This is a genomic window from Eubacterium sp. MSJ-13 (assembly GCF_018918235.1).
Classification (GTDB): Bacteria; Bacillota; Clostridia; order Lachnospirales; family Lachnospiraceae; genus Butyribacter.
In genome coordinates, this window is sequence record NZ_JAHLQE010000116.1 from 1 (window position 1) to 24,171 (window position 24,171).

At 37.3% G+C, this 24,171-nt stretch carries 16 protein-coding genes; all 16 read right to left on the reverse strand.

Annotated features, from left to right (window positions below; genetic code table 11):
• Positions 1–75: 75 nt before the first annotated feature.
• Complete coding sequence (locus KQI69_RS07395; RefSeq protein ID WP_216564711.1) at positions 76–1,452, reverse strand: citrate/2-methylcitrate synthase; 1,377 nt, start codon at positions 1,450–1,452, stop codon at positions 76–78.
• Positions 1,453–1,561: 109 nt separating this feature from the next.
• Complete coding sequence (gene spo0A, locus KQI69_RS07400) at positions 1,562–2,395, reverse strand: sporulation transcription factor Spo0A (protein ID WP_216564712.1); 834 nt, start codon at positions 2,393–2,395, stop codon at positions 1,562–1,564.
• Positions 2,396–2,579: 184 nt separating this feature from the next.
• Positions 2,580–3,368, reverse strand: coding sequence for a response regulator (locus KQI69_RS07405; protein ID WP_216564714.1), 789 nt, complete (start codon positions 3,366–3,368; stop codon positions 2,580–2,582).
• 14 nt (positions 3,369–3,382) lie between these two features.
• A complete protein-coding gene (locus KQI69_RS07410; protein ID WP_216564715.1) occupies positions 3,383–4,474 on the reverse strand; it encodes a response regulator in 1,092 nt (363 codons plus the stop codon).
• A gap of 82 nt (positions 4,475–4,556) precedes the next feature.
• A complete protein-coding gene (locus tag KQI69_RS07415) occupies positions 4,557–5,225 on the reverse strand; it encodes a winged helix-turn-helix domain-containing protein (protein WP_216564717.1) in 669 nt (222 codons plus the stop codon).
• Positions 5,194–6,294, reverse strand: coding sequence for a [FeFe] hydrogenase H-cluster radical SAM maturase HydE (hydE, locus tag KQI69_RS07420; protein ID WP_216564718.1), 1,101 nt, complete (start codon positions 6,292–6,294; stop codon positions 5,194–5,196). Before hydE ends, KQI69_RS07415 begins: the two co-directional genes overlap by 32 nt.
• Positions 6,295–6,385: 91 nt before the next feature.
• On the reverse strand, positions 6,386–7,000 hold the full coding sequence (locus tag KQI69_RS07425; protein ID WP_216564719.1) for a TetR/AcrR family transcriptional regulator: 615 nt from the start codon (positions 6,998–7,000) through the stop codon (positions 6,386–6,388).
• Between the two features lie 163 nt (positions 7,001–7,163).
• Positions 7,164–9,584 (reverse strand): hypothetical protein, encoded by a 2,421-nt coding sequence (locus KQI69_RS07430; RefSeq protein ID WP_216564720.1) that lies wholly within the window; start codon positions 9,582–9,584, stop codon positions 7,164–7,166.
• 83 nt (positions 9,585–9,667) lie between these two features.
• A complete protein-coding gene (locus KQI69_RS07435; protein WP_216564722.1) occupies positions 9,668–11,773 on the reverse strand; it encodes an RND family transporter in 2,106 nt (701 codons plus the stop codon).
• 237 nt (positions 11,774–12,010) lie between these two features.
• Positions 12,011–14,092, reverse strand: a complete 2,082-nt coding sequence (htpG, locus tag KQI69_RS07440) for a molecular chaperone HtpG (RefSeq protein ID WP_216564723.1) — start codon at positions 14,090–14,092, stop codon at positions 12,011–12,013.
• Positions 14,093–14,358: 266 nt separating this feature from the next.
• Positions 14,359–16,419 (reverse strand): sialate O-acetylesterase, encoded by a 2,061-nt coding sequence (locus KQI69_RS07445; protein ID WP_216564724.1) that lies wholly within the window; start codon positions 16,417–16,419, stop codon positions 14,359–14,361.
• 200 nt (positions 16,420–16,619) lie between these two features.
• Positions 16,620–19,043, reverse strand: a complete 2,424-nt coding sequence (leuS, locus tag KQI69_RS07450) for a leucine--tRNA ligase (protein ID WP_216564725.1) — start codon at positions 19,041–19,043, stop codon at positions 16,620–16,622.
• 168 nt (positions 19,044–19,211) lie between these two features.
• Entirely contained in the window at positions 19,212–19,715 is a 504-nt protein-coding gene (locus KQI69_RS07455; protein ID WP_216564726.1) for a phosphatase PAP2 family protein, read from the reverse strand.
• Between the two features lie 117 nt (positions 19,716–19,832).
• Positions 19,833–21,629, reverse strand: coding sequence for an aspartate--tRNA ligase (aspS, locus tag KQI69_RS07460; RefSeq protein WP_216564728.1), 1,797 nt, complete (start codon positions 21,627–21,629; stop codon positions 19,833–19,835).
• 95 nt (positions 21,630–21,724) lie between these two features.
• A complete protein-coding gene (locus KQI69_RS07465; protein WP_216564730.1) occupies positions 21,725–22,387 on the reverse strand; it encodes an HD-GYP domain-containing protein in 663 nt (220 codons plus the stop codon).
• 404 nt (positions 22,388–22,791) lie between these two features.
• Positions 22,792–23,856: a hypothetical protein gene (locus tag KQI69_RS07470; protein ID WP_216564732.1), complete on the reverse strand. Its 1,065-nt coding sequence runs from the start codon at positions 23,854–23,856 to the stop codon at positions 22,792–22,794.
• Positions 23,857–24,171: the final 315 nt, after the last annotated feature.

Genomic DNA, 24,171 nt, shown 5'->3' on the forward strand with positions numbered 1-24,171 from the left:
GCAGCTAATAGTGTTATGAGCAAGTAGCAAAGCGGATTGCGAATATCCGCTTGACTCTAAAATATATATGCGGATTTATTTTCTTTCTTCTAACTCAACATACTCTTTATGATGACCAACATATTTGTATGCAGGTCTTATTATCTTTTCTTTGTTTACAAGTTCTTCAAGTCTGTGTGCACTCCATCCAGCGATTCTTGAAAGTGCGAATAACGGTGTGAATAACTCCTCCGGTATTCCAAGCATCGTGTAGATAAGACCACTGTAAAAGTCTACATTTGCACATACAGGTTTGATAACATGTCTTCTTGCCATGATAAGCTCAGCCGCGATTCTCTCTACTGAATCATGAAGTAAGAATTCATCCTCCATTCCTTTTTCTTTGGCAAGCTTCTCAGCAAAACTCTTTAATATAAGCTCTCTTGGATCTGATATAGTATATACGGCATGTCCCATACCATAGATAAGTCCTGAACCGTCAAACTCTTCACCTTTAAGAACTTTCTTAAGATAATCCTCAATCTGTGAATCGTCCCTTGTGTCACTTACCTTTTCCTTTATATCAGCAAACATCTGCTGAACCTTTAAGTTGGCACCACCGTGTCGAGGTCCTTTAAGTGATGCGATAGATGCTGCAACTGCCGAATATGTATCTGTTCCTGATGATGTTACGACATGATTTGTAAATGTCGAGTTGTTACCACCACCATGCTCAGCATGAAGAACAAGTGCTGCATCAAGTACTCTCGCCTCAAGCTCCGTATATTTTCCATCAGGTCTTAACATCTGGAGAATGTTTTCTGCTGTAGACAATCCTTTTATTGGAGGCTTGATAACAAGACTTTCAAGGAAATTGAAATGTCTGTAAGCATGATAATTGTATACTGCGATCAATGGAAGTTTTGCAATAAGCTGAAGTGACTGTCTTAACACATTTGGTATAGAAATGTCATCAGGGTTGCTGTCATACGAATATAATGTAAGAACGCTCTTCTGAAGTCCGTTCATAAGATTTGCACTAGGTGCTTTCATAATAACATCTCTTACAAACTGTCCTGACAATTCCTGAAGACTTCCAACTATTTCTATAAATACCTCTAACTGTTCTGCTGTAGGAAGCTTACCAAATAAAAGAAGATATGTTGTCTCCTCAAATGCAAATTTCTTCTTGATACCGGATCCGACAAGGTTCTTTACATCATACCCCTGATAGTAAAGTTTACCATCGGCTGGCTCTTTAACACCATTTACAATATCATAACCGGTAACATCCGAAATCTCCGTAAGTCCCGTCAATACACCCTTTCCTGAACTGTCTCTAAGTCCTCTTTTTACATCATATTCCTGATATAAATTCAGATCTATCGCTCCCGAAACCAAACAATTTTCAACAAGACCATCAAACTCAACTTCAAGCTGTTTACTTAAAGCCATCATAGATTCATTATCCATTATGGCACCTCCATTCACTTTTTCTCATAATTCTACATCAAAGTACAGTAAATCGTCAAGTTTTTCAGTCTTTAATTATTCATGTTATATGCATATTTATTCAAAATACTCAGGATGCATTGCGTGCACAGTACTCCAATCTTAACTTGTCAGCAAGAAGTGCGATAAATTCTGAATTTGTCGGTTTGGCTTTTCTTGAGTTTATCGTGTTGCTGAATATTTCCTCCAATATCTTTATATTCCCCCTTCTAAACGCCACTTCTATCGCATGTCTTATCGTTCTCTCCACACTGCTGGAGGTTGTCTTATACTTTTTTGCAATTGTAGGATACAGACATTTTGTTATATAATGAAGCATATTCTTATCATAAAATGCAAGCATTATCCCCTCTCTTATATACTGATATCCCTTTATATGAGCCGGTATCCCTATCTCCAATAAAAGATTTGTCACATCAAGTTCAAGATTTCCTGAACATGCACTATTTATTGATTTTACTGCTTCAAATTCTCTAACATTATTGTGAAAAATATTTTTTGAGTATTCATTATTTTCTCTTAAATATCTTTTATTTACAAGCTGTAATACCCTTGATATAAGCATCTGATTAGACACCGGTTTCATCATATAATAATCAGCCCCGCACTTTATGGCCTGCTCCACCAGATTTTCCATTCTCAAAGCTGTCTGAATAATAAAAATAGGCTTTTTTACGGACATATTACGACATTCTTCCAATATTCCGATTCCATCCACCCCGGATAAGACCATATCCATCACTATGATGTCTGCTTTTTCCTCACTGATTGTTTTAAGCACCTTATTTCCATCCCCCGTTGACAGTATAACTTCCATCCCCTTTGCTTCCATAGAAAGCTGTTTACTCTCCCTTTCCTGTACGTTACTGTCCGCTATAATCACTTTTAATTCCGTATCCCTCATGGCTTTTCTCTCCTTTTCGATATACTTTTCCTCTACCCACTTTATCAAAAGACTCCCACAACTCTATTAAACAAAATAGTCATATTTTTTACAAAAATATACTTTTTGTGCTTCTTTCAAATACAATTATACATATCAAAAAGGAATACTTATGTATTTAAAAAGGAATTGAAATGGAATTATGCTAAATATATTTGGCAAGCAGTGCCATTCTTTCCTCTGCCCAGCTATAATCAAGCATATACTCTCCTAAAAATTTTTCTGCTACCCTTTCATCCCCGTCAAGCAGATCATAAAGGTCGCACTTAAACAGTGAAGTATTTACCCTTTTTATACCTCGTGCAGATACAAGAATGTCCCCAATATTATTTTCTTTAAGTTCTTTTTCAAGTGTCTTTCCAATCTTACTGCACAGATTCTGTGTATATGAATCATTAGGTCTTTCTTCCCATAAAGTACCTATTATCTGATCCGTCGTAACCGTACCACCTCTCCTGTCAACAAGTAATGCCAGAAGTTCTTTTGCTTTGTTACTTTTAAACATAATAGGATTTTCATCAACAAATATATCAAAATGTCCAAATGTTCTTACATAAATCCTGCTTTTTCTTCTCTTTGATAGCAGTCTTGCCGATTCCACTGCATATTCAAGCTGTTCACTTGAAAATGGTTTCACAAGATATGCTGCTGCATGAAGTTTTATCGCCTCGTATGCATACTTTTCATAACCCGTTATGTATATAAGCATAATATCAGGATTTATCTCTCTAAAAATATTTCCAAGATTTATCCCATCGATTCCTCTCATTTTTATATCAAGTATTGCAAGTTCAACATCATTATCCTTTACATATCCGACTGCCTCCTGTGCATCGTTAAAAACTCCAGTAATATTTAATTCTTTAATATTTTTCGCTTCTTCCATAAAAGAAACAAGCGCCATCTCTTCGTCATCTACCACAATCGTTCTCATCAATCTTCCTCCAACTAGCCTAGCAGTATCATAACTTTTGTCCCTTTGTTCTTTTCGCTCTCTATTTTAAGTTCTCCCTCACATAATTTTTTTACAAGATCTGATATATATGAGATACCACCGAATCTTTTTGAAAAATCCGCTGTTGCAATATCAAATCCCAAACCGTTATCTTCTATACAGAGAGCCGTTTTTTCTTTAGTATTTAATATCTTTATATTAACAACTGCTTTTTCCTCCATGCCATATTCTTTTCCAAGCAGACCATGATGAATTGCATTTTCCGCTAAAAAAATAAGCGACATAGACGGTAAAAACATCTGCTTTGTCTCATCATCAAAGCTTCCAATTTCATAATCTATGTATGAAAATCTTGCCTTTTCAAGTCTCAGATAAGCTTCCAGATAAAATAATTCCTTTTTTACACTTGCCATTGTCTCTCCGCCAAGTGTCTTAAACCTGTACTGCATATATGCAGAAAGATCATTTATAAGTGAACAGGAATTTTCTGATTTCATTATCACCGAGCCCTTTATAGTATTAAGTGCATTAAAAATAAAATGTTCACCGATACTTTCAATTATATCATTTCCAGACATTTGTCCTGTATCTTTCAGTTCTTTCTTCCTATCTGATCCTGTTTCCTGTCTACACACTTTTTTTATTTCATTCTTTTTTTCTTCTTCAAAAATCTCCTTTATCAGCATAAATAATGTTTTATATATTATTGGCTTTGTCACATATCCGTTCATTCCGGCTTCTTTTGCCTTTATCCTGTCTTTTGCAAAAATATTTGCAGACAACGCATAAATTTGTATACTCGCCGCATCTGCCCTGTCTGAATTTCTGATTTTTTGTGAAACTTCATAGCCGTCTATATCATACATATTTATATCTAAAAAAATAATCTTATACTCAAACTCATCAGATGACAGATACTTTTCAATTCCCTCCCTTCCACATAGCGCAGTATCAACAGTAAGTCCCCTGTCCTCAAGTATTGTCTTAACCACAAAAATATTTGTATCATTATCATCTACAAGCAATATTTTCTCATGGTTAAATGTTCCATAATTCTCTATTTCATCCTGTAATATAAATTCCATACATATTTCCCCCGCTTCCAAGTATGATTTTATTTAATTTCAATGTCTGAGGTCAATAGTCGTGCTTAATTTATACATACCTTTATATTTCATTTTTCGACAGATAATATCCTTTTCCATAAATGCTTCTTATGCATTTTCCACCATCAGGCAGTTTTTTTCTGAGTCTGTATATAAGACTAGCAAGCCGTACTCTCGCTTCTTTGTCTGAATTTTCCCACAAGCTTTCACATAGCTTTTCAACACTTATATATTTTTCTTTTGAATCAGCTAATAATCTCAAAAGCTTCGCTTCATTGTCCTTTATCGTTATCGAAATATCGTTATATTTTACTGACATATTTTCTATATCTATTATCATTTTTTCCTGCTGTATCTTTTTTTCAAGCTGTGAAACAAATCTCTGTAAAATAACACATATATTTCGTTCCCTTAACTGAAAGTCTACACAGCCTGCTCTTATAGCATTTATCTCCGCTTCATCATCCCGCTTGTCCGATATTACAAATACATCATTATTTTCAAATATGCTTTCACCTCTTTTTCCATTTTTCTTACATCTTTCCATATATTCATTTAATTCAACAAGCGAACATACCACGGTTCTCCTAAACAATCTATCCGCCATATAGTTTTCTATTTCATCTATATTTTCCACACAGACTGCACCTATTCCAAGTTCACTAAGTTTTAAGAGGAACTTTTCCTGCCATTCAATGTTATGGTCGCATAATGCGATGTATCCTGCCATATAATCTCTCCTCCTCCGGAACAGGCTTATAGTCCCCTTTATCCTTTCCCGGTTCAAAACCACATTCTAATATCTGCTCTGTCATCCTTCCCACATCATCACCGGTAAAATTTTTAAGATTTATCTTTTTGTTGTATACATTATAATATTCTTTTATGTCATCACTGCAAAGCTCCACATTTACTTCGCCGGCCCCTGCTTTAAATGCCCTTTTTCTTCCATCCTGCAAAACATTGTCGAGTATCGTATCCGCCGTTATCATCGCTCTTGGCAGCATAAGCCTTGCTATCGCCATAAGATATAATGTCATATCGCCATTTCCACTTCTCTCATGGTCAAATCTCGTGTGTGGTGTCGGCATAAATGGAACTATATGTACTATCTGAGGATCCAGCTTTTTTAAAAACAACAGATCCTCAACTACATCTGCAACCATCTGATATGGTGTTCCCACCATAAAACCGCTTCCTACCTGATAACCGATCATCTTTAGTTCCCATAATGACTGCTTTCTTGTCAAAAGTGACATTTCTGCCGGATGTATCTTTTTAAAATGGCTTTCCGATGCCGTTTCATGACTAAGCTCATATCTCGACGCCCCTGCTTCAAACCATGTCCTATACACACTCTCGCTCCTCTGCCCAAGCGACAACCCAACTGAACAGTCAGGAAACTTTTCTTTCAGCATGGCAACCATATCTGCCACTTTACTCTCCGTAAAATTATAGTCATCTCCCCCAATAAGCATAAAAGACCGGACACCTTTACTGTATCCTGTTTCACAGAATTCCAGCAAGTCTTTCTCGTCCAGTCTGTATCTCGGTATAAAAATATTGTCTCTTCTGAGACCACAATAATAACAATTATTCTTACAATAGTTTGTAAGTTCTACTATTCCCCTAATATATACTTTTTTTCCGTATAACTTTTCCTTTGCCATAAGGGCTTTCTCAAACAAATAATCTGTCGTTTCTTTATTTCTAAATTTAAGAAGTTCACTCAACTCTCCCTGCGATAAACTGTTGTTTGCTGCCAGTTTATTTACCAAATCTGTCATGCAATTTCCCATTTAATTTTACACTCCATAAAACCTAATTCTCATATTTAGAATAATAGATTATCACCATTCAATTTAAATGTAAAGTATTTTTTATTATTTTTTAAACTACTTTAGGTTCTGAGCATATTTCAAATCTGCTTACAATATCACATATGCAATTGTGCAGGTCGGGTTTTAACTGTTCAAGAGAAACCGGTGATGAATATAATATCACATTGTAACATGTTGAATTTACAAGCTCAACTATCATAAATACCATCATATTTACATCCCTGAACTTTCTGCCTGAACTCTCTATGATATCATCAAATATATCCATACAGCTTTTATTGTCAAGCTGGCCTATACGAAGATTTGAAAAAATCGCCCAGCTCAGATTTTTCGATATAAATTTTAAAAGCGACTGATTACAGCTTAACTGATCTACAATATTGTCTACTATAAACAATATACATTCCTCAAGAGTTTTACACTCACATTTCTCAAGATCAGCATAGGCATTTTCAAAAATTTTATCAGCCTTATGTGTGATAAGCCTGTCCCTTATATCATATTTATCCTTAAAATACAGATAAAATGTCCCTTTTGCCATCTTAGCATTTTTAACTATCTCTGAAATAGATGTATTATTTATTCCCTTTTCCGTAAAAAGTTTAAATGCCGATGCAAGCAATGCGTCCTGTTTGTTTTTCTTTTTCTCCTCTATTTTACTCATATATATCACCTCTAATTTTTATGAGCAAATTACATTACTGCTCCATCTCATGACTAATTCCACAAGTATTCTGTTTCAAATCATAGAGCCACACATCAAAATTTCTTTATTTTGGCTGTGTGGCTCCATAAATAAAATCTGCTATAATTTATTTGTTATATGTTTATTTGTCATCATCTTTTTCAATTGATGCCGTAGACATTACAAACTTAACACTTCCATCCATACCATCTGAAATCTTTGAAAAACTCTTATAGTTATTTGAAGCCTTTACTATCTTATCAAGTCTGTCTCTGAAATCATCACCTGAATCAATAGCATCATTTACTGTTCCTGTGAGCTTCTCAATTCCTTCTTCATTAAATTCAACAACACCATCTTTAAGATCTCCTGCACCATCTGCAAGCTTTCCTATCGCATCTGATACATCTCCTGTTTTTGATACAAGAGTTGAAACTCCATTAAAGAGTTTTGTTGCTCCTGACGCAAGTGATTTTGCACCATCTCTTAACTTATCACTGCTTGCTGTAACCTTCTTTGAATTTTTCTTGATAGTCTTTTCGTTCTTGATAAGTTTATCTGCTGCTTTGTCAAGTTTTTTATTGTTTGATGTAAGTTTTGAACCGGCTTTATACATCTTCTTAACGCTGGCATCAAGTTTTGCAACGCTAGGATTAAGCTGTTCTTTGTATGCTGTCGAAAGTGCATTTCCAGCTTCTTTGAGCTGTGTAAGCTTGTCGCCTATTCCATTGAGTGGAGAATCCTCTGCAGTTGTATCTGTGCTTGCTTCCATCTGTGAAAGTCCTGCATTTACCTTATCAAGTCCACCATCTAATCCGTCAAGTCCACTGTCTACAGATGTAAGTCCTGCTGATACTGAATCAAGTCCCTGTACCAAAGCTGATGAATCAGATGTAGAACTCTCTATTGCTTTTCCAACTGTCTGTGAAGCTTTTACATATTTCTCTATTGCTTCTATCTTTGCTTTATCTGTCTCTGACTCTGCACCTGCTTTAAGTGTTTCGAGTTCTGCGAGCATTGTATTTACCTGCTCATCACTTACTGCAATGTTCTTTGCACCTTCATTTATACTCTTTACTCCGGCTTTGATTCCATTTTCACCTGAAACTCCTGCCTGTAAAGAACCTACTCCGGCTTTAAGCTGTTTTACACCCGCCTTTAATCCTGCATCACCTGTTATTCCATTCTGTAATGAAACTACGCCTGAGTGAAGTGTCTCTATTCCCTGGGCAAGTGTATCAACACTGTTAAGTGATGTATTTACGGTAGTTACATATGTGCTTAAGTTTGTATTGAAATCCTCTGAACCTTTTGCAAGTTTTGAAGTACCTGTTTTCTGAAGTGTTCCTACTGCATCAACAACCTTCTTTGTATTAGCTGAATAAGTTTTTACACTCTTTCCAAATGTCTTTGTTCCCTCTACATAGGTAACAACACCGTCAAGAAGTTTATCTGTTCCACTTGTATATGTCACTATACCATTTTTAAGTGTGTTAGAACCACTCTTTGCTGAACTTAAACCACTCTTGAGAGTGTCCATTCCATCTGAATAATCACCAAACTTACTGTTAAGCTTATCAAGATTTGAACTGAGCTTATCTGAACCATCTATAAGCTCCTGTGTTGCATCTGTAAGATCATCAAGCTTATCTGTAAGGTCATCAGTACTTCCTATGTCATCCATATCCATATCTGAGAAGAATTCTGATGTTGCAACTGTATAAGTTGATTTCATCTCAAAGTCCGTAACATCAGCTTTGATAGTAACTGTATCTGTAACCTTGTCATTGATCTTGCTTAAATCTATGTCAACGTCATCACCAAGATTAAGATTGTCAAGGTCAAGACTCTCTGAAAGTCCAGGCATTCCGTAAGCCATTACTATATTATTCTCACCCTCTGACACTATGCTTCCGTTGTCTATCGTTAAATTCTTAAAATTGTCAACAGGAAGGATCATACCCGTTACCATAACAAATGGTGTATATATATCTACATCCTTTCCTCCAACTTTTTCTTTCTTCTTTGAAGTGTTTGTATATTTAATCTTCATCTCAAGCTTGCCGCTTTTTCCTGCAAGCTCACTTGCGGAAACCTCCTTACCGTCAAGCTTATATGTTATTGACATTCCTACAGGCATTTCCTTATCAGTTTTTCCCTGATAATAAATATCTTCACTAGCTGTGTTCCAATTAAGTGAATCACCATCCTGTGTAAACTTTTCATCACCTTTTGTATTCGTTATATCTGTAAGATCTGATGCATCCTTAACTTCACCTTTATCTGCGGCATTTTTAAGCCAGTCAGATACAATGACATCTGTTTTTTTACCATTTGCATCAAGTGTTGCATAAACTGTCTCCTGCTTTGATACTTTATCAGAATCAAGTCCTGATTTTGAAGCAGTCTTAACTTCCTCTGTTACTTTATCCACCTGTTTTGCAACTGCCTTGTTTGTCATAACAAACATATGAGATGCATACTCTACACTACCTACGAGCAGTCCTGCTGCTAAAAGTCCTGATACACCGATTTTGGCAACCTTTTTAATATTCTTTCTCATGATACTGCCTCCTATATTATTCTATACGTGTCATCTTTAATAAACATTTTTTATATATTAACCAACTTTATACTAATCTCTTTTTATTTTGCTGCAAGTTTCTTTTCTGCATCTTTCTTTGCAACTCCAGCTTTTATCATATCCCATGAACTTCTTATAATGATCGGGTCAAATATCCAGAGCATTGCCGGAAGTATGCATATAACAACAATCATACTGATTATGGCACCTCTTGAAAGAAGGTTACATATAGCACTTATCATATCGATTGCAGAATATACTGTTACACCGAATGTTGCGGCGAAGAAACAGAAACCACTTGTAAGTATTGATTTCATTGAAGTTTCATGTGCGATTCTTATCGCATCTTTCTTACTGCATCCGTTTACCGTTCGTTCCTTGTGATATCTGTTTGTCATAAGTATCGCATAATCGACTGTCGCACCAAGCTGAATAGTTCCTATAACGATACTTGCAACGAATGCCAATGAAGTATTTGTATAATATGGAACTGCCATGTTGCAGGCTATCGCAAACTCAATGACTGATACAAGGATTATCGGTATTGAAATAGATTTAAATGTCACAAGGATTATTACAAATATAGCTGCTATAGATATGTAATTAACTGTCTTTAAATCTATATCTGTCGTATCCTGAAGATCCTTCATAAGAGGAGCTTCACCGATTACCATCGCATCCTTCTGATATCCTTTTACTATTTTCTGCATCTCATCAAGCTGTGCATTTACTTCATCGGTAGCTGAACTGTAATCCGAGCATACAAACTGTAATTCATATTTATCAGTCTTTAACATGCTCTTTACATCCTCAGGTATCATGCTGTCAGGGAAGTTTGGTCCCACAAGTGAATTAAGGCCGATAACCCATTTGACACCGTCAACCTTTTCAATCTTCTTTATCATCTGGTTCTTGTCTTTTGCGCTAAGACCATCTTTCAAAAGAACCATATGAACCGTACTCATATCAAAGTTATCTTTAAGTTTGTCATTTGCTATCGCACTAGGGATGTTCTTTGGAAGTCCCTGGTCGATATTATAATAAATCTTATAATGGCTGTTTCCGTATACTGCAGGTCCGAGCAGAACAAGGAATATCACGATTGCAACCTTGTAATGCTTTACGATAAAGTCTGAAACTTTTGTAAGTGGTGGAATCAAAGCTTTATGTGTTGTCTTCTCAATTGCTTTATCAAATGTAAGTATCATTGCCGGAAGAACTGTTACACAAGTGATAACTCCGATTACAACACCCTTAGACATTACGATACCGATATTTGCACCAAGTTTAAATGTCATAAAGCACAGTGCTACGAAACCTGCTATTGTAGTAACAGAACTACTTGATACTGACTTAAATGTATTTGATATAGCGTGTGCCATCGCTCTCTTTCTGTCATCAGGGAATCTCTTTTTATTCGCCTCATAACTTTCAAGAAGGAATATCGAGTAGTCCATAGTAACCGCTAACTGCAGCACTGCCGCAAGTGCCTGCGTGATATATGAAATCTCTCCTAAGAAAATGTTGCTTCCGAGGTTGAACACAATAGCCATTCCTATATTTGTAAGGAATATAATCGGTGTTACAAAGGAATCCATGGTGATAAGAAGAACCACAAATGATAACAATGCTGCGATAACTACATATATCGGCATCTCCTGTAAGGCAAGGTTCTTGATATCAGTTACGACACCTGACATTCCACTTGCATAAACATTTTTCCCAACTGTCTTACGGATGTTTGTGATTGCATCCATCGTATCGTCCGCTGATGTAGTATCATCAAACAATGCGATCATCATTGTTGCATCTCCATTAAAAAATGCCTGTTCAAGCTTCTTAGGAAGCATCTCTGTCGGTACGCTTATATCAAGCATATCATCATACCAGAGTACATCTTTAACATGGTCGATGCTCTCAATCTTTTTCTCAAGAGCCGCCGCCTGTTTATTCGACATATCCTCGACAACTATCATTGAAAAAGCACCCATGCCAAACTCATCAACAAGTGTATCCTGACCCGATACTGTTTCAAGAGTATTCGGAAGATAAGATAATACATCATAGTTTACTCGTGTGCTTATATAACCAAACACAGATGGTACAAGAAGTACACACGCGATAAGCAGGATGATATTCTTATGTCTTGTTATCCATTTTCCTAACATTTTTTTCTCTTCCTTTCTTTATCCTGTCCGGGATATATAGCAGTCATTTACTCCTGCTATATATCCGAACCTTTATTGACCGTTTTTGCTAAGTGACCATCGGTCATTTCTATAATCCATATACTACATCAAAAATGACCAACAGTCAATATCAAATTTGACTATTGGTCATTTTTATCAAAAACATACAAAAATCATATATTTCTCAATATTATTCTATATATAACACACAAAAAATTACTTAGCAAGTAAAAGCATGATCTCATTACTTCTGTTTACAAACTCAGTCATCTCATCTGCCTTAAGCGGATGATTTGCAAGTACAGCCAGATCATAAAGCTGCTTGCAGAACATGTCAACATTTTCAGCCTCTTTATTATTAAGAATATACTGTACAAGCTTATTTGATGAATTAAGGACAAGTGTTGCAGAATCGCCGAACATATCCATATCCATTCCTGCACCACCAGCACTGTACATCTTCATCATATCCTGCATACGGCGTGTCTCTTCTGAAAGAGTGAGCATAGATGATACATTCTCATTTTTAAGTTTCTCAACCTTAACCTCAAGTTTGTCTTTTCCGAGTGCCTTCTTAAAGATTTCACCAAGTTCCTCAGTTTCCTTCTTTATAGTCTCCTCGTCAGCATCATCTTTCATTGTATCGTTAAGACCTGCATCTATACGTTTAAAGCTTACTTTCAGTTCACCCTGCTCAAGCTGTGAGATAAATGCCTGATCGATATTGTGGCTCAATATAACCGCATCTATATTCTGCTCCTTGAACATATTTACATACTGACTCTGCTGCTGCATATCAGTTACATAGTAAACTGTTGTCGGTTCTTCCTCTTTTTCTGCATCTTTATTATCTGCTGTCTCATCGGTATTTTCCTTATTTTCTGCAGTATCTTCTTTTTTATCTCCATCTTCGCCTTTGACTGCATCAACATACTCAGGAAGTGTGATGTATTTATCATTAAGGTCCTTAAAGATTATATAATCTGACATCTTTTCTCTGAATTTGTCATCCTTTAAGCATCCGTATTTGATAAATGGACTTATGTCTTCCCAATACTTCTCATAATTTTCTCTGTCAACTTTATACATTCCTGAAAGTTTATCTGCAACCTTCTTTGTAATATAGTCAGAAATCTTCTTTACAAAACCATCATTCTGCAATGCACTTCTTGAGACATTGAGTGGAAGGTCAGGACAGTCGATAACACCTTTAAGAAGCATCAGGAACTCCGGAATCACTTCCTTGATATTGTCAGCGATAAATACCTGATTATTGTAGAGTTTGATAACACCTTCAAGATTATCATACTCTGTGTTTACCTTAGGGAAATATAAGATTCCTTTAAGGTTAAACGGATAGTCCATATTTAAATGGATCCAGAAAAGAGGCTCTTTGTAGTCATTAAAGACTGATCTGTAAAATTCCTTATATTCATCATCTGTACAATCGTTGGGGTGCTTCATCCAAAGCGGAGTTGTCGTGCTGATTGAGACAGGTCTTTTATTTATCTTAACTTTTTCTTTGCGTGGAGATACCTCGACAACTTCTTTTTCTCCATTCTCATTCTCTCTTTCCTCTGTCTTTGCTTCCTCGACAATATTTTCAACTACTACATCATCATCACGGAGATCTTCCTTGTCTATCGTTTCATATTCCTGCTCAGCTCCCTCTTTTGAAAGGAATATCTCAACAGGCATAAATGAACAGTATTTTGTAAGGACTTCTCTTACACGATATTCATTTGCAAATTCAAGGCTGTCCTCTGAGAGATAAAGTGTGATAGTCGTACCTATCTCAGACTTTTCTCCTTCTGACATTTCAAAGTTGATGCCACCTTCTGATTCCCAGCGTACAGGTACGGCCCCCTCTTTCCATGACAATGTGTCTATAGTAACTCTGTCGGCTACCATGAATGCTGAGTAAAATCCAAGACCAAAATGTCCGATTATCTGCTCCTCATTTGCCTTATCCTTATACTTCTCGAGGAAATCAGTAGCTCCTGAAAATGCTACCTGATTTATGTACTCATCTACTTCATCCTCAGTCATACCAAGACCTGTATCAGTGAACGAAATACTCTTTCCCTCTGTATCAACAACCACCTGAATATTTGCCTTATAATCATCAGGTAATGTATATTCACCCATAATATCAAGCTTTTTAAGCTTTGTGATAGCATCACATCCGTTTGACACAAGCTCACGGATAAAAATATCATGATCTGAATAAAGCCACTTCTTTATAATAGGAAACATATTTTCTGACTCAATTGATAAACTGCCTTTTCTGCTCTGCATAATAAAATCTCTCCTTTACATATATAATCTTATCCTAATATTACTAGTCCTTCCACTCACTGTCTCCAAAGGACTTCTATCTACTATTTATTCTATCAGCAATCATCTACAAAGACTGCTAACAATTCTCACAATGAGTATAATAATACGAGCTAAAAGAATTGTCAAGACAAATTTAGCACTCTTTTAAAAAGAGTGCTAATATATATTTATTTAAATATCAGATTTTTTAATGTTCATATATGACAAACACCTTTGTCCATAAATCAGTAAGACACTGTTGAAACCTCACCGATGACTTTCTCACCACAGTTTCCATAAGCATCATACGCAGTTACTGCATATTCATATACCTTTTCTGACTCTGCAAAAATATCATTGTATGACTGTGCTGTCTTTTTATCAAGCCTTGCAATATATGACCACTTTTTGCTTCCTTTTTCTCTTCTGTAAACATTGCAATACGATGTGTACGAATTTGCCTTCCAGCTTATCTTTACACCATCATCAGACACATACAGATCTTTTATAGGAGCTGCCGAGTTCTTTGAATATACCGTAAATTTCTTTTTGGTCTTTCCCACTGAAAACAAAAGTTTAGCATTAAATACTTTATTTTCCTTAAAGTTCACTTTCCACTTGTCATAAGAAATCACCTCATGCTTTTTCTGAATGGCAAGTTTTTTAGATTTCCATGCCGGAAATACCTTTACGACTACATTCATATTTTTAACAGCGGTCCTGTTTATTGAACTTATATCTTTGTATCCGTCTTTGCCTACGATTTTAATCTTTGCAGTTGCTGACGGCTGCTTTACATATCCAAGTGCATAACATATATTATTCGCCGCATCCCTGCCCAGTTCATTATACGCAAGCTGTGTATAATGTATGGTACTGTGTATCTGTTTAAGTGATGTAGGCAGTTTCAATGTCTTTTTTCTCGTCTTATTCTGTGAAGAATATTTTTCATCTGTACCATATTTATTTTTAAAGTATGTTGTTACTGAACTGTTTGTAGTCCACACTTCTGATAACTGACTTGCAAGAAATATATCCTTGTATGCATCTTTACTTGAATTGCACATATAGTACTGTGCTTTTCTAGGTCCTGTAAGTTCGAGGTCCGCAAGTGATGTAGGATTTCTATGTGATCTTACCATCAATATTCCTGCAAATTCAACACTTTTATTAACATATTTATAATCAGATGCTGTACTTCCTTTAAGCTGTGTCTTAAATGCTCTGTGCATCTTCATATAATAATTCAGGTAATCACCTGCTGCCATTTTAAAATCCTGTTCGCCCTGAAGCCAGAAATATCCTTTATGGCTAAGTTTATAATGACCAGCTTTTATCTCTTTATTCAAAGTCTTTTCACACTCTTTATAAAGTGCAACTGCCTGCCAGAAATTATTATCTTTTCCCTTCTTAGGGAGCCATGTCGTTATGGAACTTCCTCCATGAGCTGCATTTACGATCCATACTTTCTCTTTAAGTTTCTTCGTCCACTGATCTGCCAATGCACTATCTATTCCGGATTTTCCTGTAGCTTCTCCGGCGGAAGTAAGATTATTAGTACGACACCACTGATTTTGTGAACTGTTGTCCGTAAGCGAATCCGGCACAAACTTTGATGCATTCTTTACAGATAATGGTGAAGATGTAGCGGACCAGTTTCCCACATTCGCAAAATGTCCTCTGCATGAAGGACCATATGTATTATAAACCTTACCTGCCTCACTTAATATGATGTTGCTCGTATATTCGGCATTTGTCTTATCCCCACTGTGGCTGCCTTCCATATTACTCTGTCCTGCAAGTAGTAAAAGACTTATCTTTGCAGCTTCAACCTTTATACCGTATGTTGTTCCATCAACCAGTTCAACAACTGCTTTTCCACAACCTACTGCAAACACTTTCTTCTTGTTGCTTTTTGCAACACTTACAACTTTGGTATCTTTCTTTCCTGTCGCTATGTTTGTAGATGTAACACTCTCAGTAACGACTCTTCTTATATCTTTTGCAAAAGTATATCTGTCATCATACTTTAATGCAACTTTCTTTTTTGTTTTGGCATAATTTACCAACGGCGGAAGTTCAGTAGCCTCCGGCGATTTAGTTGGTTCTGGTGTTTCCGACGGCTGTGCCGTTTCCTCTGGTTGTGTTGTTTCCTCCGGAACTGCCGTAGCTTCCGCAGATGGCTCCGGTGTGGAAACTATCACACTCTCATCTGCCGCTACCGTAATATTATTTACATTGTATCCGGCAATCCCAAGTACACAGCCGATTACTGCCAATCCCAAACACTTCTTAATAAATCTCATAATAATACTTTTTCCCTGTCCCTTTGCTTAAAATACACGAGCCGAACAATAACGGCATATACCGGTTTTTCTTCGGCTCGTGTCTGACCGTATGACCGATTCACTATGAATAAATCTCATTTATCATGTACCTGGTCATACTACATTGATAATATGTCATTTCAATGGCTTTTATGTGGTTTTATTGTTATCTGACAATACTATTTTGCCACTATATTTACAATTCTTCCCGGAACATAAATTTCTTTAATGATATTCTTTCCGTCAAGCCTGTCACCAAGTGCTTCTTTCGCTCTTGCAAGAACATCATCTTTTGCATCATCTTTTCCGATTGAAAGTGTAACTTTTGTCTTTCCGTTTATCTGAACAGCTATCTCTACAGTTGATTCAACTGTCTTTGCTTCCTCGTACTCAGGCCATGACTGCTCATAGAGTCTGCCTTCTCCACCTATTATCTCCCAGATTTCCTCTGTGATATGAGGTGCTACAGGATTAAGCAGCGTGATAAGTGTCTTATACTCGCCAAGTGTGATACTGTTTTTCTTATAGAAGTCATTTATAAGTGCCATCATTGCGGCTATAGCAGTATTGTACTTGAGATTTTCAAAATCACTGCTTACCTTCTTTATCGTCTGATGCATCTTTGTCTCAAGGTCTTTTGAGTAACCATCGTTGTCTTTGTCAAGCATTGTCTGAAGTTTCCATACTCTGTCGAGGAAACGGCGGCATCCTTTTACGCCATCATCAGACCAAGATGCACTGAGGTCAAATGCTCCGATGAACATTTCATAAGTACGAAGCGTATCTGCTCCGTATTCTCTTACAATATCATCAGGATTGATGACATTTCCGCGTGATTTACTCATCTTCTCGCCATTTTCACCGAGAATCATACCATGTGATGTTCTCTTCTGGTATGGTTCTGGAGTAGGCACAACACCCTCATCATAGAGGAATTTATGCCAGAAACGTGAGTAGAGAAGATGGAGTGTAGTATGCTCCATGCCACCATTGTACCAGTCAACAGGAAGCCAGTATTTAAGTGCTTCAGGACTTGCAAGTGCCTCTGTGTTTGTCGGGTCTGTATATCTCAAGAAATACCATGATGAACCAGCCCACTGTGGCATCGTATCTGTCTCTCTCTTTGCAGGGCCTCCACAGCAAGGGCAGGTTGTGTTCACCCAGTCTGTCATTGCAGCAAGTGGTGACTCTCCATTGTCAGTAGGCATATAGCTGTCTACCTCAGGAAGTAAAAGAGGAAGCTCACTCTCATCAAGAGGAACATATCCGCATTTGTCACAATGTACGATTGGAATAGGCTCACCCCAGTATCTCTGTCTTGAGAATACCCAGTCACGAAGTTTATAATTTACTTTGCGGTTACCAATCTTTTTCTCTGTAAGGAAATCTTTTACTTTCTCCTTAGCTTCCTCAACTGTAAGTCCTGTGAGGAAACCTGAATTTATCATCTTTCCTGTCGCCACATCAGTAAATGCAGCTTTATCTATATCTACAGGTCCTTCACTTCCCTCAACAACCTGTATCATAGGAAGTGAGAATTTCTTTGCAAATTCCCAGTCACGGTCGTCATGTGCAGGAACAGCCATGATAGCACCTGTTCCGTATGTCATAAGTACATAATCTGAAATCCAGATAGGAATCTCTGTATCATTTATAGGATTTATAGCCGTAAGTCCGTCAAGAACAACACCTGTCTTGTCTTTTGCAAGCTCCGTACGCTCAAAGTCAGACTTTCTTGACGCCATCTCTCTGTATTCTGTGATAGCATCCCAGTTTTTAATCTCATCCTTGTATTTGTCAATGATAGGATGCTCAGGTGAAACTACCATATATGTTGCACCAAAGAGTGTATCAGGTCTTGTAGTATAAACACGAAGTTTATCCTCTTTATCTTTAATTCTGAAATCAACCTCTGCACCCTCTGAACGTCCTATCCAGTTTCTCTGTGAAGTCTTTACTCTCTCGATGTAATCTACATCGTTAAGTCCCTCTAAGAGTTTGTCAGCATAATTTGTAATCTTGAGCATCCACTCGCTCTTAACCTTGCGGACTACAGGCGAACCACATCTCTCACATACACCGTTTACAACTTCCTCATTTGCAAGTCCTACCTTACATGATGTACACCAGTTGATAGGCATCTCTTTCTTATATGCAAGTCCTGCATTGAAGAGTTTGAGGAATATCCACTGTGTCCATTTATAATAATCAGGGTCAGTCGTGTTTATCTCTCTGTCCCAATCAAATGAATAACCGAGTGAATGAAGCTGCTCCTTAAATCTTGCAACATTCTTCTTAGTTACCTCTTTTGGATGAACTTTATTCTTGATAGCATAGTTTTCTGTAGGGAGACCAAATGCATCCCATCCCATAGGATATAATACATTGTATCCCTGCATCCTGCGTTTTCTTGCTACTATATCAAGAGCCGTGTATGGACGAGGATGTCCTACATGAAGTCCCTGTCCTGACGGATAAGGAAATTCTACAAGTGCATAAAACTTTGGCTTTGTATAATCATTTTCTGTCTTAAAAGCCTTTTCATCGTCCCATATCTTCTGCCATTTTTTCTCCACCGTATGGTGGTTATACATCTCTGCCATTTTATCCTCCATTTCTATGTCAAAAAGCATATTCCGGAATATACCGTTTTATTTAAATAACTTTCTGTTTTCTTAATTTGCCAAAATGATGCCACGGTCAAAAACTATTTGCCTAAACATCTGACATATATTGATTGCTGTCATTACACTTTTTACTGCTGCATCATACTACAAAAGCAGAAAAGCAAACATAGCCATACTGCACACAAAACCTATGACTGCCCCGGCGATAACATCTTTAGGAAAATGCACTCCTGTGATAACTCTGATAACTGCGAGAAACAGCCCCATTATAAGTATCATAGTTCCTAATATCTTATTTATAACCCATATCGAACCGCCTATTACAAATATCGAAAATACATGGCGGCTCGGAAAAGAAAGCCCTTTGGTGTCTTTCTTTATAAGCGGTTTAAAGCCGTACAGTTCATATGGTCTTTTTGCATTTATCTTCTCCCTGAACTTGCTCAGCAAAACAAAGAACAATGCCGGAACTATGATAAGTCCTGCGACAAGTTTATATTCCCTGCTCACAACAAGCCAGCCTATCTCGACAAAATACAAAAGTGCAGTAAGAACCGTAAGTATCTTTCCACATATATCTATAACTATCGGGACTGCCTTTTTACTGCCAAGCAGTCCCATAATCTTTTCGTATGTCTCTTTTTTCAAAACATCCTCCAGACTCATACTCATATAACAATTTTAACTGCTCTTTGCTGTCCACACACTTCGATACGACCATCAGTATTATATCAACCGCAAATTGTTACCAGAGTAATATCCTGCTTACTGCTCCTGCTCAGATTTTGCAATTTCAAGACTGAGTTCCTCAAGCTGTTTGTCATCGACAACATTAGGAGCATCCGTCATAAGACATGATGCATCCTTTATCTTAGGGAATGCGATAACATCTCTGATGCTGTCCTCATGTGCCATTATCATGACAAGTCTGTCAAGACCATAGGCAAGTCCGGCATGTGGCGGTACTCCGTACTTAAACGCATCGAGAAGGAATCCAAACTGCTCATGAGCTTTCTCATCAGTAAATCCAAGTGCACGAAGCATCTTCTCCTGAACATCATCCTGATGGATACGGATAGAACCTCCACCGATCTCAGTTCCGTTAAGCACAATGTCATATGCTCTTGCACGAACCTTTTCAGGATTTGACTCAAGATACTGAATATCATCTTCAAACGGCATAGTGAACGGATGGTGCATTGCAAGGTATCTTCCCTGTTCTTCTGAATATTCAAACTCAGGGAACTCTGTAACCCAGAGGAATTTATAAACATTCTTGTCAAGAAGGTCAAGATTTTTTGCAATCTCAAGTCTTAAGTTTCCAAGTACGTCCCATACAATCTTATTCTTATCCGCTGCAAACAAGAGAAGGTCGCCAGGCTCACCTTCCATCGCATCAACAAGAGCCTTAAGCTCATCCTCAGTCATGAATTTTGCAAATGATGACTTGTATGTTCCGTCCTCATTTACAGCAAGATAAGCAAGACCTTTTGCACCAAAGTCCTTTGCAAACTTAACAAGTGCGTCAATCTTCTTGCGAGGCATACCGCCCTGTCCTTTTGCATTGATACCACGAACTGAACCGCCGTTTTCAAGTGCTCCGGTAAACACACCGAAACCACAGTCTTTTACTATATCTGAAACATCCTTTAACTCCATTCCAAAACGAAGGTCAGGCTTATCTGAACCAAATCTGTCCATAGCCTCCTGCCATGTCATCCTCTGGATAGGAAGTTCTATATCAACATCAAGAATCTCCTTGAAAAGTTTCTGTAAAAGTCTCTCATTTACATCCATTACATCGTCTTCATCGACAAATGAAAGCTCCATATCAACCTGTGTAAACTCAGGCTGTCTGTCTGCCCTAAGATCCTCATCCCTGAAACATCTCGCAAGCTGGAAATATCTGTCATAGCCTGAGCACATAAGTAGCTGCTTAAAAAGCTGTGGTGACTGTGGCAGTGCATAAAATGTCCCCGGATGCACGCGGCTTGGCACAAGGTAATCTCTTGCTCCCTCAGGTGTAGACTTTGTGAGCATAGGTGTCTCTATCTCTAAAAATCCTTCATCAGCAAGGAACTGACGAATCAATGTTGCAACCTTACTTCTCATAATGAGATTTCTCTGAAGATCAGGTCTTCTAAGATCGAGATAACGGTATTTTAATCTGAGTTCCTCTTTTGTCTTGCTGTCTGCCTCAATAGGAAACGGTGGTGTATCTGACTCAGAAAGAACACGAAGTTCTTCTGCACGAAGCTCTATAGCACCTGTAGCAAGATTTTCATTAACCGCACCTGAACGCGCCGTAACCTTACCCTTAACAGCTATAACAAACTCGCTTCTAAGTTTTTCTGCCTTTGCAAAATCTGCTTCATTTATCTCTCCATCTTCAAAGATGACCTGCAATATTCCTGAACGGTCACGCATATCAACAAAGATGATTCCACCTTTATTTCTCTGCTTTTGAACCCATCCCATCATAGTGACTTCTTCACCAATATTTTTTTCACTTAACTCGGCACATCTGCATGTACGCTTCATGCCTCTCATTGATTCAGCCATTTTCTCTTGTCCTCCAATAATTCTATCATCTAATAAAAAACTCTCTAATCCAGCAGTATATCAGATTTTTTTCTGTTTGTGAAGTAGCGGATAAACTAAAATGAAACCGCTTCTTTCTCAAAAAGATTAAAATGTTTCATCTGCAGTTCAGTTGCATCCTGCTGGAGCTTTTCAATCTCTGGAAAGTCATCCGCATGGAATACCCTCTGAAATGCAAGAAACACCTCCATATCATAATCCTCAACTTCATCTATCATTATAGCCATCGCCGTTTTCTTATCGAAAGCCTTTCTATAACTCCTGTCAGTGATAAGTGCCGAAAACACATCACATGTCCTAAGTATTCTCGACATTTCGGGTATATTATTACCCTTTAAGCCATCAGGGTATCCCGAACCATCATAATTTTCATGATGATGATAGACTGCTTCTATTATATTTACAGGATAATCTTCATCTGTCAGAATGTCACGACTGTATGCCGAATGCATCCTCACATATTTCATCTGCTCTACAACAAGGGTATCGTCACTATCATCTGAATATACATATCTGTTTACCCTTAATTTTCCTATATCATGCAGCACCCCCGCAACTGCGATATCATCACAGAACTTTTCATCCTTCCCCAGTTCTTTTGAAATAAGCACTGCAATGTTGCTCACTTCAAGTGCATGGCGCATTTCTGAATATACAGTCTCCCTTATCTGTCTGGGAATACTGTCATTTTGTAAGATTTTTTCAAAATAGTTTTCCATCGTAAGCTCCGTTTCTATCTTTATGTACTTTAGCCTGACAATCATAATTTCTAGTATTTTTTCATATTTTATGCAAACTTTATATCATTTGTTTAACCATTATAGCACACTTTTTAAAAATTTTTTCAGGAAATAAAAAAACATCTACACTTACATCTATCTGATATTTGTATTGAAAAAACATTCTCCGAGATACTTTATTACAAAACAATTGGGCTGTCGCATTAAGCATAATCTATACAATATGTAGATGTTAATAACAGATTTATTATCTATATATTGCATGAATATTGCTTCGTGCGACAGCCCCATCTGCGTCTTATACTGTTTATTTTCCAATTTTATACTCTAATGTCAAAAAATGTATCTGTACCTCTGCAATAATATCTTAAAATTTATGATTCTCAAATCATCCAAAACTTAGACGTAAGCTCCCGGTTTATGATAGATGAGAGAAAATTGGGATTATTATTCTGGAACGACTTCAAACTTTCAAGAAAATCTGCTTTATTCTTTGTCTTTATATCTGAAAAAGTTTTATCCAGCTTCTGGTCTTTTACATTTTTTTCTACATATTCCTCCGATTGCTTTTCGTAATCGTCAATCATCGAAGGATTCTTCTTTACTGCACTATTGTACCAATTTGTAAGATACTTTAACGCATTAAGCTGTCTGTCCCCATTGCTGCTCTCTTTATTGATCTTCTGATATTCTGTGTATGCACTGCTGTCCATTGTCCGCATCATATCAAGCGCATTTGTAGTCTTTACAAGATTACTGCCATGTCCAAGATATGTGCCTTTCTCTATCCCGTAATCCATATTTCCGTTGTTGTCAGCTTTTCCTGCGCTCGCAAGTTTTGCAATGGACTCCATCGCTTCCAAAAATGATTTTTTGCTATCTTCCGGAATAAAATTCTCTGCCGCATGCTCCGCTTTCTTCATACCAAGTGAAATATTTGCCTGCCGTTCCTCCTCTGTCATAGAGCCACTGTTCCCGACAAGGAAATTTTGACGGATAATATCATACACAAATCCCTGCTCCTCTTTGCTGCAGTTCTCCACCGCAGATGCAACCGCCTTGTCCGCACCGTACATCCCAGAATATGCCGGAAGTTCTAAGGAATTATCAATCTGTGTGATTTCTTTCTGGAACGCTGCATTCTTCGCATCCATCGCTTCACGCTGCTCCTGTGTTATATTTGCGTCCACTGTGCCTTTCCTGCTTTCCACAAGTGCAGCCATTCCATCTCCCGAAAACTCCACAATAGCTGCATCCCCATATTGCGAACCGATGTCTTTCATCGCCTGCAGGGTTTCTTCCCTCGACATCTTGTCCATAACCTTGTTGCCATGTTCATCTGTAGTGTTAAATTCATACTTTACAAGGGTGTCTTTTTTATATGTACCGTTCCCATATGAGGGAATATTCGTTGTTCCTCTGTAAAACTGACTGTAATCAATGTTCATAATATACACTCTCCTTTATTTTAAATCTTGCCAAATCTCTATATTTTTCTTTCGTCATACCTTTATTCTTAATAAACAGCTATGTTGTGAATAACCATTTTTTCGTTGCAAAGCAGTCAAAAACATAGTCGCTAACATCATCTTTTATTTACTTCTTCTGCCTTTTTTTCGTTATTCTTTGATGCCTTTACATTTTCATCTTTTGTATTCCTGTAAGTGTATGTATTGGCATACGATGATGCCCCGTTAATTTCCATACTAATCCTCATTTCTGCACATGTTTTTTGTGCATATCAAGTTTGTGTCAAGTGTGCG